The sequence below is a fragment of the Escherichia sp. MOD1-EC5495 genome (genome assembly GCF_002965965.1).
Classification (GTDB): Bacteria; Pseudomonadota; Gammaproteobacteria; order Enterobacterales; family Enterobacteriaceae; genus Escherichia; species Escherichia ruysiae.
In genome coordinates this window covers 39,760-53,306 of sequence record NZ_PTRI01000001.1, presented here as the reverse complement: position 1 = coordinate 53,306, position 13,547 = coordinate 39,760, and the positions used below count along the sequence as shown (strand labels likewise).

Here is a 13,547-nt window from a genome sequence, read left to right as displayed (position 1 = left end):
CGGCTAGAATAGCACGGCGTAGAGAGCCAGAATAGCAACAGCGAAAATGTCCAGGAAAAATCCTGGAGTCTGATTCAGGATTTTTCGTTGCTGGCCGGTGTACGAAGCGTAGGGCAAAGAAGATACATTTCCAGCAATATGGCAACGTAATCGCGGGCTTCTTTTTTGAGGTCAAAAGATTGCGGGGCAAAGAGCCAATTTTCCATTAAGCCGGAAATATAGCCGCGCATAATAATTGCTGCGCGACGCGTCATTAAATCTGCCGGCAACATTTTCGCTTCAATACAATGTCTTAACGTTTGTTCTATACGGTCATAACTTTCCAGACAGAGATTACGTTGTGCCTGTTGAACAACAGCCATTTCCCCGACAAATTCACATTTGTGGAAAATAATCTCCATCAATAATCGACGGCGTTCTTCTGTCACCGTCGATTCAAGAACATGAATTAGTATTTCTCTTAATACTGAGAGTGGATCGTCAGGGAATTTTGCCTGATACTCAAGCTCTAGTTCACCAATATTGGATTCTGACAGCTCCCAGATCTCACTGAACAAATCCGACTTATCTTTAAAATGCCAGTAGATTGCACCACGCGTAACGCCTGCTGCTTTTGCAATCTCTCCCAGTGAGGTGGATGATACCCCCTGCTGTGAGAAAAGACGTAAAGCCACATCGAGGATGTGTTGGCGCGTTTCTTGCGCTTCTTGTTTGGTTTTTCGTGCCATATGTTCGTGAATTTACAGGCGTTAGATTTACATACATTTATGAATGTATGTACCATAGCACGACGATAATATAAACGCAGCAATGGGTTTATCGACTTTTGACCATTGACCAATTTGAAATCGGACACTCGAGGTTTACATATGAACAAAAACAGAGGGTTTACGCCTCTGGCGATCGTTCTGATGCTCTCAGGCAGCTTAGCGCTTACAGGATGTGACGACAAACAGGCCCAACAAGGTGGCCAGCAGATGCCCGCTGTTGGGGTAGTAACAGTCAAAACTGAACCTCTGCAGATCACAACCGAGCTTCCGGGTCGCACCAGTGCCTACCGGATCGCAGAAGTTCGTCCTCAAGTTAGCGGGATTATCCTGAAGCGTAATTTCAAAGAAGGTAGCGACATCGAAGCAGGTGTCTCTCTCTATCAGATTGATCCTGCGACCTATCAGGCGGCGTACGACAGTGCAAAGGGCGATCTGGCTAAAGCGCAGGCAGCAGCCAATATCGCGCAATTGACTGTTAATCGTTACCAGAAGCTGCTGGGTACTCAGTACATCAGTAAGCAAGAGTACGATCAGGCGCTGGCTGATGCGCAACAGGCAAATGCGGCTGTCACTGCGGCGAAAGCGGCTGTTGAAACCGCGCGCATCAATCTGGCTTACACCAAAGTCACCTCTCCGATTACCGGCCGTATTGGTAAATCGAACGTGACGGAAGGCGCATTGGTGCAAAACGGTCAGGCAACTGCACTGGCGACCGTGCAGCAACTGGATCCGATCTACGTTGATGTTACTCAGTCCAGTAACGATTTCCTGCGTCTGAAACAAGAACTCGCCAACGGCACACTGAAGCAAGAGAACGGTAAAGCCAAAGTGTCGCTGATCACCAGTGACGGCATTAAGTTCCCGCAGGAAGGTACGCTGGAGTTCTCTGACGTTACCGTTGATCAGACCACCGGTTCTATCACTTTACGCGCTATCTTCCCGAACCCGGATCACACCCTGCTGCCGGGCATGTTCGTGCGCGCACGTCTGGAAGAAGGGCTTAATCCAACCGCCATTTTAGTTCCGCAACAAGGTGTAACTCGTACACCACGCGGCGAAGCTACCGTACTGGTCGTTGGCGCGGATGACAAAGTGGAAACTCGTCCGATCGTCGCAAGCCAGGCCATTGGCGATAAGTGGCTGGTGACTGAAGGTCTGAAAGCAGGCGAACGAGTAGTAGTAAGTGGGCTGCAGAAAGTGCGTCCTGGTGTCCAGGTGAAAGCACAAGAGATAACCGCTGATAACAACCAGCAAGACGCAAGCGGTGCTCAGCCTGAACAGTCCAAGTCTTAACTTAAACAGGAGCCGTTAAGACATGCCTAATTTCTTTATTGATCGCCCGATTTTTGCATGGGTGATCGCCATCATCATCATGTTGGCAGGGGGGCTGGCGATCCTCAAACTGCCGGTGGCGCAATATCCTACGATTGCACCGCCGGCAGTAACGATCTCCGCTTCCTATCCTGGCGCTGATGCAAAAACAGTGCAGGATACTGTTACACAGGTTATCGAACAAAATATGAACGGTATCGATAACCTGATGTACATGTCCTCCAACAGTGACTCCACGGGTACTGTGCAGATCACCCTGACCTTTGAGTCTGGTACTGATGCGGATATTGCGCAGGTTCAGGTGCAGAACAAACTGCAACTGGCGATGCCATTACTGCCGCAGGAAGTACAGCAGCAAGGGGTGAGCGTTGAGAAATCTTCCAGTAGCTTCCTGATGGTTGTCGGCGTTATCAACACCGATGGCTCCATGACGCAGGAGGATATCTCTGACTATGTAGCGGCGAATATGAAAGATGCCATCAGCCGTACATCAGGCGTCGGTGACGTTCAGCTGTTCGGTTCACAGTATGCAATGCGTATCTGGATGAACCCGAATGAGTTGAACAAATACCAGTTAACGCCGGTTGATGTCATTACCGCTATCAAAGCACAGAACGCCCAGGTCGCGGCCGGTCAGCTCGGTGGTACGCCGCCGGTGAAAGGCCAGCAGCTTAACGCCTCTATTATTGCTCAGACGCGTCTGACCTCCACTGAAGAGTTCGGCAAAATTCTGCTGAAAGTGAATCAGGACGGTTCCCGCGTGCTGCTGCGTGATGTGGCGAAAATTGAGCTGGGTGGTGAGAACTACGACATCATCGCAGAGTTTAACGGACAACCCGCTTCTGGTCTGGGTATCAAACTGGCGACCGGTGCGAACGCGCTGGATACGGCTGCGGCTATCCGTGCTGAACTGGCGAAGATGGAGCCGTTCTTCCCGTCAGGTCTGAAAATCGTTTACCCGTACGACACTACGCCATTCGTGAAAATCTCCATTCACGAAGTGGTTAAAACGCTGGTTGAAGCGATCATCCTCGTGTTCCTGGTAATGTATCTGTTCTTGCAGAACTTCCGCGCGACGTTGATTCCAACCATTGCCGTTCCGGTGGTATTGCTTGGAACCTTTGCGGTCCTTGCAGCCTTTGGCTTCTCGATAAACACGCTAACGATGTTCGGGATGGTGCTCGCTATCGGCCTGTTGGTGGATGACGCCATCGTTGTCGTAGAAAACGTGGAACGTGTGATGGCGGAAGAAGGTTTGCCGCCGAAAGAAGCCACTCGTAAATCGATGGGGCAGATTCAGGGCGCGCTGGTTGGTATCGCGATGGTGCTCTCTGCGGTATTCGTACCGATGGCCTTCTTCGGCGGTTCGACTGGTGCAATCTATCGTCAGTTCTCCATTACCATTGTTTCGGCAATGGCACTGTCAGTACTGGTGGCGTTGATCCTGACTCCGGCGCTTTGTGCGACCATGCTAAAACCTATCGCTAAAGGCGATCACGGTGAAGGCAAAAAAGGCTTCTTTGGCTGGTTTAACCGCATGTTCGAGAAGAGCACGCACCACTACACCGACAGCGTAGGCGGTATTCTGCGCAGTACGGGGCGTTATCTGGTGCTGTATCTGATCATCGTGGTCGGCATGGCCTATCTGTTTGTGCGTCTGCCAAGCTCCTTCTTGCCGGATGAAGACCAGGGCGTATTTATGACCATGGTTCAGTTACCTGCAGGCGCAACGCAGGAACGCACGCAGAAAGTGCTCAACGAAGTGACGAATTACTATCTGACCAAAGAAAAGAACAACGTTGAGTCGGTGTTCGCCGTTAACGGCTTCGGCTTTGCGGGACGTGGTCAGAACACGGGTATTGCGTTCGTTTCGTTGAAGGACTGGGCTGACCGTCCGGGTGATGAGAACAAAGTTGAAGCAATTACCACGCGTGCAACGCGCGCCTTCTCGCAGATTAAAGATGCGATGGTGTTCGCCTTTAACCTGCCTGCGATTGTGGAACTGGGTACGGCAACCGGTTTTGACTTTGAGTTGATTGACCAGGCCGGCCTCGGTCACGAAAAACTGACCCAGGCACGTAACCAGTTGCTGGGCGAAGCAGCGAAACATCCTGATCTGCTGACCAGCGTGCGTCCAAACGGTCTGGAAGACACGCCGCAGTTTAAGATTGATATCGACCAAGAAAAAGCTCAGGCGCTGGGTGTTTCTATCAACGACATTAACACCACTCTGGGTGCGGCATGGGGTGGCAGCTACGTGAACGACTTTATCGACCGTGGTCGTGTGAAGAAAGTTTACGTGATGTCAGAAGCGAAATACCGCATGTTGCCGGAAGATATCGGTAACTGGTATGTCCGCGCTGCTAATGGTCAGATGGTGCCATTCTCGGCGTTCTCCTCTTCCCGTTGGGAATACGGTTCGCCACGTCTGGAACGTTACAACGGTCTGCCATCCATGGAGATCTTAGGTCAGGCGGCACCGGGTAAGAGTACCGGTGAAGCGATGGCGTTGATGGAACAACTGGCGAGCAAACTGCCTACGGGGGTTGGCTACGACTGGACGGGGATGTCCTATCAGGAACGTCTCTCTGGCAACCAGGCGCCTTCGCTGTACGCAATTTCGTTGATTGTGGTGTTCCTGTGTCTGGCGGCGCTGTATGAGAGCTGGTCGATTCCGTTCTCCGTTATGCTGGTTGTTCCGCTGGGGGTTATCGGTGCGTTGCTGGCAGCTACCTTCCGTGGCTTAACCAATGACGTATACTTCCAGGTGGGCCTGCTTACAACCATTGGGTTGTCGGCGAAGAACGCGATACTTATCGTCGAATTCGCCAAAGACTTGATGGATAAAGAAGGTAAAGGTCTGATTGAAGCAACTCTGGACGCGGTGCGTATGCGTTTACGCCCAATCCTGATGACCTCACTGGCGTTTATCCTCGGTGTTATGCCGCTGGTTATCAGCACTGGTGCTGGTTCCGGCGCACAAAACGCAGTAGGGACCGGCGTAATGGGCGGGATGGTGACAGCAACAGTACTGGCAATCTTCTTCGTTCCGGTGTTCTTTGTGGTGGTTCGCCGCCGCTTTAGTCGCAAGAATGAAGATATCGAACATAACCATACTGTCGATCATCATTGATAGATCTCGTAATCACTAAGGCCGCGCAAGCGGCCTTTTTAATACGTATAATCTTAAAATAACAATGTTTACAGCTAAGCTCACAAACGGAAGTTAGTTTTAACGCTACATAAAATTCATAAAAAATGCTTATTGTTAGTTAATTTATATTAAGTGGTAGCAATAGGTATAATAACCCATAGACATCTAGAGGCTATTCTTAATTATTTGCGGCAATCCTTTATTTATTCATATCAATTACATCATAATCAGAGTAATCCTGGGTATTAGTGTGACAAACTCCCGTCTCATTTTATCACCCCCGATGCAAGGATCCTGATTACGTTATGAATAGCATCAAACAAACTGCTTTAGCCTTTACGTGGTTGATGCAGGGTGAAAAAGTAAGCCTTTTCCTCCTCCTCCCACTAATTGTAATTTTTCGTAATAATGCGATGAAAACCTTCATAGAGTGGATTATAGTTAATCTAACAACTGTGAGGGCAAGTCCAGGTCAGTAGGTTTTCCCACCCCGAAAGGTGTCCGTTAGTTCAACCACTAAGAAGGGGACGCGTTATGGATGAATACTCACCAAAAAGACATGATATTGCACAGCTTAAATTTCTCTGCGAAACCCTGTATCATGACTGTCTTGCAAACCTTGAAGAAAGCAATCATGGTTGGGTTAACGACCCTACCTCGGCTATCAATCTGCAGCTAAATGAACTCATTGAGCATATTGCGACCTTCGCACTTAATTACAAAATTAAGTATAATGAAGACAATAAGCTCATTGAGCAGATAGATGAATATCTGGACGACACCTTTATGTTGTTCAGTAGTTATGGTATTAATATGCAGGATCTCCAGAAATGGCGGAAGTCAGGTAACCGACTGTTCCGTTGTTTTGTGAACGCCACTAAAGAGAATCCTGCGAGTTTATCTTGTTCTAATTATTACAACCATGGGTAGAAGTATGTCCGATAAGCCTTTAACGAAAACCGATTATTTGATGCGTTTGCGTCGTTGTCAGACAATTGACACGCTGGAACGTGTTATCGAGAAAAATAAATACGAATTATCAGATAATGAACTGGCGGTATTTTACTCAGCCGCAGATCACCGTCTTGCAGAATTGACCATGAATAAGCTTTACGACAAAATCCCTTCCTCGGTGTGGAAATTTATTCGATAATTAAACAGTATAACCCCTGAACTATAACCATCTGTTTATTAGACATATTTTATTTTTACTATGACGACATGCCGCGTGTGACCTCCGTCACACAGAGGTAACGGGAACGTTCTCATCACTGACATTTCGTATTACTGTGTTGCCCCATTTCCAGCAACCGGGTCGTCAGTAATGAGCACAGAAAAAGAAAAGATGATTGCTGGTGAGTTGTATCGCTCGGCAGATGAGACTTTATCTCGCGATCGCCTGCGCGCTCGTCAGCTTATTCACCAATACAATCATTCCTTGCCGGAAGATCAATCATTACGCCAACAAATCCTCACCGATTTACTCGGTCAGGTTGCGGATGCGTATATTGAGTCCTCCTTTCGCTGCGACTATGGCTATAACATTTTTCTCGGTAAAGGGTTTTACGCGAACTTCGATTGCGTGATGCTTGATGTCTGCCCTATTCGTATAGGCGATAATTGTATGCTGGCGCCTGGCGTCCATATTTATACCGCGACCCATCCTGTCGATCCCGTAGCACGTAATAGCGGTGCTGAACTAGGGAAACCGGTGACTATCGGTAACAACGTCTGGATTGGTGGTCGTGCCATCATTAACCCGGGGGTTACTATTGGCGATAACGTCGTAGTGGCATCAGGAGCCGTCGTCACCAAAGATGTCCCTGATAATGTTGTCGTAGGCGGTAACCCGGCCAGAATCATTAAAAAACTGTAACTACAATTTGCAACTGTTATGCAAAATTGTAGTTAATCTGTTACTTTTCTCATATCATTCCCACGTTAAAATAGGGTGTTCCCTGGAGAGTTGCAGATACCACGAAGGCAAAAGATGACCGAAATACAACGCCTGCTGACCGAAACGATTGAGTCTCTGAATACGCGCGAAAAACGCGACAACAAGCCCCGCTTTAGTATCAGTTTTATCCGCAAACATCCGGGGCTGTTTATTGGCATGTATGTTGCCTTTTTTGCCACGCTGGCAGTGATGTTGCAGTCCGAAACGCTGTCAGGTTCAGTCTGGCTCCTGGTAGTGTTATTCATCCTGCTCAACGGTTTCTTCTTTTTTGATGTCTACCCACGCTACCGCTACGAAGATATCGACGTACTGGATTTTCGCGTTTGCTATAACGGCGAATGGTATAACACGCGCTTTGTCCCTGCTGCGCTGGTTGAAACCATACTGAACTCGCCGCGTGTCGCGAATATCCACAAAGAACAGTTGCAAAAAATGATCGCCCGTAAAGGTGAGCTGTCTTTTTACGATATTTTCACCCTGGCTCGCGCCGAATCAACATCTTAAGTCAGGATTTCACACCAGGCATAAGCTCTGCGCCTGGTCAATTGACAATGATCGTTGCCACCCATCATTTCATGAAATACTGACCTTACCCACTTATCTCCTGCCAGCCTTTTTTCACAATCAGATATACTTTCCCTACACTGTGTTAATAAGGACATGCTGGTGAGAACACGACATCTGGTCGGCCTGATTTCGGGAGTACTGATTCTTTCAGTACTGCTGCCTGTCGGCTTAAGCATCTGGCTGGCCCATCAGCAGGTAGAAACGTCGTTTGTTGAAGAGCTGAATACCTATTCCTCCCGCGTCGCTATTCGGGCCAATAAAGTGGCGACGCAAGGGAAAGATGCACTACAAGAGCTGGAAAGATGGCAAGGCGGAGCCTGTAGTGAAGAGCATCTCATGGAAATGCGCCGGGTTTCATACAGCTATCGCTATATTCAGGAAGTGGTTTATATCGATAACAACGTTCCCCAATGCTCTTCTCTGGAACATGAAAGCCCACCGGATACCTTCCCGGAGCCGGGGAAGATTTCAAAAGATGGTTATCGGGTCTGGTTAACCTCACACAATGACTTAGGTATTACCCGTTACATGGTTGCTATGGGAACCGCACATTATGTAGTGATGATCGACCCCGCTTCCTTTATCGACGTGATTCCTTATAGCTCATGGCAAATTGATGCCGCCATTATTGGCAATGCCCATAATATTGTCATAACCAGCAGCGACGAAATTGCCCGGGGTATTATTACCCAACTGCAAAAAACCCCCGGTGAGCATATCGAAAATAATGGGATCATTTACGATATTCTGCCCTTCCCGGAGATGAATATTTCCATCATCACCTGGGCTTCAACGAAAATGTTGCAAAAAGGCTGGCATCGGCAGGTCTTTATCTGGTTGCCTGTAGGGTTGTTAATTGGCCTGCTGGCAGCAATGTTTGTGTTGCGCATTTTGCGCCGTATCCAGTCTCCGCATCATCGCCTGCAGGATGCCATCGAAAATCGTGATATTTGCGTGCACTACCAGCCGATTGTCTCCTTAGCCAATGGCAAAATTGTCGGAGCTGAAGCACTGGCGCGCTGGCCGCAGACAGACGGTAGTTGGTTGTCGCCAGATAGTTTTATTCCGCTGGCACAGCAAACGGGTCTTTCTGAGCCACTGACGCTGCTGATTATAAGAAACGTGTTTGAAGATATGGGCGACTGGCTGCGACAGCACCCGGAACAACATATTTCCATCAATCTTGAATCCACCGTGCTCGCCTCGGAAAAAATTCCACAACTGCTGCGAGACATGATCAATCACTACCAGGTTAACCCCAAACAGATCGCTCTTGAACTCACTGAACGTGAGTTTGCCGCTCCGAAAACCAGCGCCCCGATAATTTCTCGCTACCGGGAGGCGGGCCATGAAATTTATCTCGATGATTTTGGTACGGGGTATTCAAGTTTAAGTTATTTACAGGATCTGGATGTCGACATTCTGAAGATCGATAAATCTTTCGTTGATGCGCTGGAATATAAAAACGTCACACCGCATATCATCGAAATGGCAAAAACGTTGAAACTGAAAATGGTGGCGGAAGGGATCGAAACGGGTAAACAGGAAGAGTGGCTACGTCAGCATGGCGTGCATTACGGTCAGGGTTGGCTGTACAGCAAAGCGTTGCCAAAAGAAGATTTCATACGCTGGGCAGAATACCATCTGTAAATTTTGGGGGCTGGCGGCACGCCGCACAGCCCGTCACGCTACTCGTCGATGATTGACTCAAACCCACCGTAAATCATCCGTTTGCCATCAAACGGCATTGATTCGCCGAACTCTTTCATTCGTGGGTCAGACATCATTTTTTGATTGGCAGCGTCGCGGACCTCTTTTGAAGGATATTCAATCCAGCTAAACACCACTTCCTCATTCTCTTCCGCTTTCACTGCCATACGAAAATCGGTCACTTTGCCGTCTGGCACATCGCTGGCCCAACATTCAACAATGCGAAGCGCGCCAAACTCTTTAAACAGTGGCGCGGCCTTTGCGGCCATTTCTCGATAGGCATCTTTATTTTCGGCAGGAACAGCAACCACAAAACCATCAACATACTTCATCAGAAATACCTCCGAAGCGTACTGCGCAGCCAGACAATTCTTGCGGCGTCAGTCGTGGTTAAAGTTTAGCCATATTAGGATTTTTTGACGAAACGGCGGGAGCAGAAATGGGTGGGGGCCCTGCCAGCTACATCCCGGCACACGCGTCATCTGCCTTGGCTGCTTCCTTCCGGACCTGACCTGGTAAACAGAGTAGCGTTGCGGGAGAACCAACAGAGCCCCCATTGAGAGCGTTGAGAACCAACGCGCAGGCGCATTATCACTGCTGCCCCTGCTAATTGCAACCCATTGCGTGCCGGATGCTGGTTTCTTGCGCAATGCGGCTTCACTCTGGCGTTTTTCCAGATTATGCTGAAAAATTACCTCAGGAAGAAAAGATGGAAAAAGAAGATTCATTTCCCCAACGCGTCTGGCAAATCGTCGCCGCTATTCCCGAAGGCTACGTCACCACTTACGGCGATGTCGCGAAACTGGCGGGATCACCCCGCGCCGCACGCCAGGTCGGTGGAGTATTAAAGCGTCTACCCGAAGGCAGCACCCTCCCCTGGCATCGGGTGGTTAATCGTCACGGCACAATTTCGTTAACCGGCCCGGATTTGCAGCGTCAACGGCAGGCATTACTGGCAGAAGGCGTGATGATATCGGGAAGCGGGCAAATCGACTTACAGCGTTATCGCTGGGATTACTAACCCTCTCCAGGCGGAGAGGGTTAATGGCGTTTAGTATTGCGTAGGGGCCGGAACTGCCGAAGACGGATTCACCTGAGTTGGTGAAGTCGAAGGTACGGTAGTCGTCGCACCACCGCTGGCCTGAACCGGCACGGCGGTTTGCTGAACCGGCACTAATGTCAGGTCAGCTTTGGTTCCGCCCTGATTGATCACCGGTTGAACGGTATCGGTGATAAACACCAGTTTGTCGTTCACGGTAACCGCCGCACTCAACAGGATACGTGCGTTCGGTTGAACGTCTGCCGGGTTAAATGGCAGAACAAAACTGAACGGTGACTGTTTACCTTCGGTACGTACTGCTTTCTGCGCCAGAACTTTAGAAGGCGCATCCGCTAACGACGCGTCAGAAAGTGTCACGGTCAGCACGGCATCAGGCGGCAGTGCGACTTTCTGACGGATCCAGACCGTACCGGAAACATTCGGTTGTTGTATAGCAGGTTGCTGTGTCGCTGCAATAGACGTATTTGCAGCCGGTGCTGGCGTCTGGATATCCGCGCTTTTATCCGCGCAAGCCGCCAACGCAATCGCAACCGCTAAACCACTGGCCATGTGCACGAGTTTCATTCACTTCTCCTTATTATCAATGCACCAGCGGGCTAACTTTCCTCGCCGGAAGAGTGGTTAACAAAATAGTAACGTCAATAAGTGTGGCACATGTCACGTATTAACGCCTGCATTTAGCCCGTAATTCAGACCATTGCACCCATCGGACCAGTACCAAAATTGCGTTATACTCAACTCACTTTGGCTTGCTGCGGCAGCTTTGTTACTGGAGAGTTATATGAGTCAGGCGCTAAAAAATTTACTGACATTGTTAAATCTGGAAAAAATTGAGGAAGGACTCTTTCGCGGCCAGAGTGAAGATTTAGGTTTACGCCAGGTCTTTGGTGGCCAGGTTGTGGGTCAGGCCTTGTATGCTGCAAAAGAAACTGTCCCTGAAGAGCGTCTGGTACATTCGTTTCACAGCTACTTTCTTCGCCCAGGCGATAGTAAAAAGCCGATTATTTATGATGTTGAAACGCTGCGTGACGGTAACAGCTTCAGCGCCCGTCGGGTTGCTGCTATTCAAAACGGTAAACCGATTTTTTATATGACGGCCTCTTTCCAGGCACCAGAGACCGGATTCGAGCACCAAAAAGCAATGCCGCCCGCACCAGCACCTGATGGTCTGCCTTCAGAAACGCAAATCGCCCAATCGCTGGCGCACCTGCTGCCGCCAGTGTTGAAAGATAAATTCATCTGCGATCGTCCGCTGGAAGTCCGTCCGGTGGAATTTCATAACCCGCTGAAAGGTCACGTCGCAGAACCTCATCGTCAGGTATGGATCCGCGCAAATGGTAGCGTGCCAGATGATCTGCGCGTTCATCAGTACTTACTCGGTTACGCTTCTGATCTTAACTTCCTGCCTGTTGCCCTGCAGCCGCACGGCATCGGTTTTCTCGAGCCGGGGATCCAGATTGCCACCATCGACCATTCGATGTGGTTCCATCGTCCGTTTAATCTGAACGAATGGCTGTTGTATAGCGTGGAGAGCACGTCGGCGTCCAGCGCCCGTGGATTTGTGCGCGGCGAGTTTTATACCCAGGACGGCGTGCTGGTTGCCTCGACCGTTCAGGAAGGGGTAATGCGTAATCACAATTAAAAAAACAGCCGGAGGTGAAAACCGTCCGGCTATTTTTTGCAGTGCTTGTTACGCGTTATAAGCATTTTCGCCGTGACTGTTAACGTCCAGTCCTTCGCGCTCCTGCTCTTCTGGTACACGCAGGCCAACTGTCAAATCCGCCAGTTTGTAGCCGATAAACGCCACCACACCAGACCAGACAATCGTAATGGCGATGCTTTCCAGCTGTATCAGCAGCTGATGCCCCATCGTCACACCTTCGGCGAAGCCCACACCACCCAGCGAACTGGCGGCAAAAATCCCGGTCATGATACAGCCGACGATGCCACAAACGCCGTGTACCCCAAAGACATCGCAAGGATCATCGACCCGCAGCAGGCGTTTGAGCATGGTAACGCCCCACAAGCCCGCCAGACCGGCTACCACGCCGATAATCAACGCGCCGCCAACACCAATGTAGCCACAGGCAGGCGTCACGCCGACCAGACCGGCAATCGCGCCAGAACACGCTCCCAGCAGAGAAGGCTTACCACGCAGCGCCCATTCACCGAAGATCCAGCCAAGAATTGCCGCCGCCGTTGCGACCACCGTATTCACAAATGCCAGTGCCGCGATTTCATTCGCCGTGCCCGCTGACCCGGCGTTAAAGCCAAACCAACCGATATAGAGAATGGCAGTCCCGGTGAAGACCATCGGCAGGTTGTGCGGTTTAAACGCCTCTTTACCGAAGCCCACGCGTTTTCCTATCAGATACGCGCCCACCAGACCGGCGATTGCGGCGTTAATGTGCACCACCGTGCCACCCGCGAAATCCAGCGCACCGTGAGAAGCCAGCAAACCACCGCCCCACACCATATGCGCAATCGGAATGTAAGAGAGCGTCAGCCATACCACCACGAAAATCAACACAGCTGAGAAGCGGATTCGTTCCGCCAGCGCCCCAACAATCAAGCCTACGGTAATGCAGGCAAACGATCCCTGAAACGCTACGTGGATATACTGATAAATGCTGCCCATCACCGCCGTCAGTTCGATGTTTTTCAGCATCAGCCAGTTAATGTTGCCGAAGAAGTTGTTGCCCTCACCAAACGCCAGCGAGTAACCGTAAACCACCCAGAGAATACAGACCAGTGCAAACGTCACCGTCACCTGCGTCAGCATCGACAGCACGTTTTTGCCGCGAATCAACCCACCGTAAAACAGGGCAATCCCCGGAATAGTCATAAACAGCACCAGCGCAGTACAAATCATCATAAACGCATTGTCGGCTTTATCGGCCACCGCAGGTGCAGCCATTACCAGTCCCGGCAGCATCGCCAGTGAAGCAAGCCCAGTTTTTATCGTCGCTATCTTCATTTTTCGTTCCTGTTGCTGTG

General features: G+C 49.9%; 13 protein-coding genes and 1 other RNA gene. 9 read left to right on the top strand and 5 right to left on the bottom strand.

Annotation, left to right across the window (positions count from 1 at the left end; genetic code table 11):
* Positions 1–74: 74 nt before the first annotated feature.
* Positions 75–728 carry a multidrug efflux transporter transcriptional repressor AcrR gene (acrR, locus tag BEG40_RS00275; protein WP_000101733.1) on the bottom strand — a complete coding sequence of 218 codons (654 nt, stop codon included), beginning with the start codon at positions 726–728 and terminating at the stop codon, positions 75–77.
* Between the two features lie 141 nt (positions 729–869).
* Here acrR and acrA point away from each other — a divergent pair, with 141 nt between their 5' ends.
* The 7 genes from acrA to pdeB all read left to right on the top strand — a co-directional run bounded on the left by acrA (position 870) and on the right by pdeB (position 9,430).
* Positions 870–2,063 carry a multidrug efflux RND transporter periplasmic adaptor subunit AcrA gene (gene acrA / locus BEG40_RS00270; RefSeq protein WP_105284670.1) on the top strand — a complete coding sequence of 398 codons (1,194 nt, stop codon included), beginning with the start codon at positions 870–872 and terminating at the stop codon, positions 2,061–2,063.
* 22 nt (positions 2,064–2,085) lie between these two features.
* Positions 2,086–5,235 (top strand): efflux RND transporter permease AcrB, encoded by a 3,150-nt coding sequence (gene acrB / locus BEG40_RS00265; RefSeq protein WP_001132458.1) that lies wholly within the window; start codon positions 2,086–2,088, stop codon positions 5,233–5,235.
* A 555-nt stretch (positions 5,236–5,790) separates the two neighbouring features.
* A complete protein-coding gene (tomB, locus tag BEG40_RS00260; protein WP_000344801.1) occupies positions 5,791–6,186 on the top strand; it encodes an Hha toxicity modulator TomB in 396 nt (131 codons plus the stop codon).
* Positions 6,187–6,190: 4 nt separating this feature from the next.
* Entirely contained in the window at positions 6,191–6,409 is a 219-nt protein-coding gene (hha, locus tag BEG40_RS00255; RefSeq protein ID WP_001280991.1) for a hemolysin expression-modulating protein Hha, read from the top strand.
* 171 nt (positions 6,410–6,580) lie between these two features.
* The gene (maa, locus tag BEG40_RS00250; protein WP_105284669.1) at positions 6,581–7,132 is read left to right on the top strand and encodes a maltose O-acetyltransferase; all 552 of its coding nucleotides are present in this window, start codon (positions 6,581–6,583) and stop codon (positions 7,130–7,132) included.
* A 114-nt stretch (positions 7,133–7,246) separates the two neighbouring features.
* Entirely contained in the window at positions 7,247–7,717 is a 471-nt protein-coding gene (locus BEG40_RS00245) for a YlaC family protein (protein WP_010351650.1), read from the top strand.
* A 162-nt stretch (positions 7,718–7,879) separates the two neighbouring features.
* Complete coding sequence (gene pdeB / locus BEG40_RS00240; RefSeq protein WP_105284767.1) at positions 7,880–9,430, top strand: cyclic di-3',5'-guanosine monophosphate phosphodiesterase PdeB; 1,551 nt, start codon at positions 7,880–7,882, stop codon at positions 9,428–9,430.
* A 38-nt stretch (positions 9,431–9,468) separates the two neighbouring features.
* On the opposite strand, the gene BEG40_RS00235 is transcribed toward pdeB, so the two are convergent.
* Together BEG40_RS00235 and ffs are read right to left on the bottom strand one after the other, a co-directional pair.
* Complete coding sequence (locus BEG40_RS00235; RefSeq protein ID WP_000878148.1) at positions 9,469–9,822, bottom strand: DUF1428 domain-containing protein; 354 nt, start codon at positions 9,820–9,822, stop codon at positions 9,469–9,471.
* Positions 9,823–9,940: 118 nt separating this feature from the next.
* Positions 9,941–10,037: signal recognition particle sRNA small type (gene ffs, locus BEG40_RS00230), an RNA gene on the bottom strand.
* A gap of 162 nt (positions 10,038–10,199) precedes the next feature.
* Between ffs and BEG40_RS00225 the strand changes: the two genes are divergently transcribed.
* Positions 10,200–10,511: an MGMT family protein gene (locus BEG40_RS00225; protein ID WP_198600199.1), complete on the top strand. Its 312-nt coding sequence runs from the start codon at positions 10,200–10,202 to the stop codon at positions 10,509–10,511.
* 30 nt (positions 10,512–10,541) lie between these two features.
* On the opposite strand, the gene BEG40_RS00220 is transcribed toward BEG40_RS00225, so the two are convergent.
* Positions 10,542–11,114 carry a YbaY family lipoprotein gene (locus tag BEG40_RS00220; protein ID WP_000779815.1) on the bottom strand — a complete coding sequence of 191 codons (573 nt, stop codon included), beginning with the start codon at positions 11,112–11,114 and terminating at the stop codon, positions 10,542–10,544.
* A 217-nt stretch (positions 11,115–11,331) separates the two neighbouring features.
* On the opposite strand from BEG40_RS00220, the gene tesB reads away from it, so the two are divergent.
* Positions 11,332–12,192, top strand: coding sequence for an acyl-CoA thioesterase II (gene tesB, locus BEG40_RS00215; RefSeq protein WP_010351654.1), 861 nt, complete (start codon positions 11,332–11,334; stop codon positions 12,190–12,192).
* A gap of 48 nt (positions 12,193–12,240) precedes the next feature.
* Here tesB and amtB read toward each other — a convergent pair whose 3' ends face one another.
* A complete protein-coding gene (gene amtB / locus BEG40_RS00210; RefSeq protein WP_105284667.1) occupies positions 12,241–13,527 on the bottom strand; it encodes an ammonium transporter AmtB in 1,287 nt (428 codons plus the stop codon).
* Positions 13,528–13,547 lie beyond the last annotated feature (20 nt).

Excerpts from the sequence above, each read along its gene's own strand:
- acrR (WP_000101733.1), bottom strand. The coding sequence starts at position 728 with ATGGCACGAAAAACCAAACAAGAAGCGCAAGAAACGCGCCAACACATC.
- acrA (WP_105284670.1), top strand. The coding sequence starts at position 870 with ATGAACAAAAACAGAGGGTTTACGCCTCTGGCGATCGTTCTGATGCTC.
- acrB (WP_001132458.1), top strand. The coding sequence starts at position 2,086 with ATGCCTAATTTCTTTATTGATCGCCCGATTTTTGCATGGGTGATCGCC.
- tomB (WP_000344801.1), top strand. The coding sequence starts at position 5,791 with ATGGATGAATACTCACCAAAAAGACATGATATTGCACAGCTTAAATTT.
- hha (WP_001280991.1), top strand. The coding sequence starts at position 6,191 with ATGTCCGATAAGCCTTTAACGAAAACCGATTATTTGATGCGTTTGCGT.
- maa (WP_105284669.1), top strand. The coding sequence starts at position 6,581 with ATGAGCACAGAAAAAGAAAAGATGATTGCTGGTGAGTTGTATCGCTCG.
- BEG40_RS00245 (WP_010351650.1), top strand. The coding sequence starts at position 7,247 with ATGACCGAAATACAACGCCTGCTGACCGAAACGATTGAGTCTCTGAAT.
- BEG40_RS00235 (WP_000878148.1), bottom strand. The coding sequence starts at position 9,822 with ATGAAGTATGTTGATGGTTTTGTGGTTGCTGTTCCTGCCGAAAATAAA.
- BEG40_RS00225 (WP_198600199.1), top strand. The coding sequence starts at position 10,200 with ATGGAAAAAGAAGATTCATTTCCCCAACGCGTCTGGCAAATCGTCGCC.
- BEG40_RS00220 (WP_000779815.1), bottom strand. The coding sequence starts at position 11,114 with ATGAAACTCGTGCACATGGCCAGTGGTTTAGCGGTTGCGATTGCGTTG.
- tesB (WP_010351654.1), top strand. The coding sequence starts at position 11,332 with ATGAGTCAGGCGCTAAAAAATTTACTGACATTGTTAAATCTGGAAAAA.
- amtB (WP_105284667.1), bottom strand. The coding sequence starts at position 13,527 with ATGAAGATAGCGACGATAAAAACTGGGCTTGCTTCACTGGCGATGCTG.